This window comes from Streptomyces sp. AB3(2024) (assembly GCF_041862025.1).
GTDB lineage: Bacteria > Actinomycetota > Actinomycetes > Streptomycetales > Streptomycetaceae > Streptomyces.
In genome coordinates, this window is the sequence record NZ_JBGWAB010000390.1 from 1 (window position 1) to 259 (window position 259).

1 pseudogene is annotated in these 259 nt (G+C 69.5%); it reads right to left on the reverse strand.

Features of this window, described 5'->3' with window-relative positions:
• A pseudogene (locus ACEPPI_RS40905) lies at positions 1-259 on the reverse strand (Ig-like domain repeat protein); the annotation flags it as partial.

Genomic DNA, 259 nt, shown 5'->3' on the forward strand with positions numbered 1-259 from the left:
GACGCATGCTGTGCCGCCCGTGTCCAGGGTGACGGTCTGGTTCAGTCCGCCGGGGCCGGTGAAGGTGACGGTTCCGGTGGGGGTGCCGCTGCCGGGTGCCACTGCGGTGACGGTGGCGCAGACGGTCACGGTCTGGCCGCATACCGACGGGTTGGGGTCCACCGTCACCGACACCGTGCTCGACGCCTGGTTGACGGTCACGTCGAGTGAGCCCGTCGACGGCAGGAAGCAGGTGTTCCCGCTGTAGGTGACGGTGACC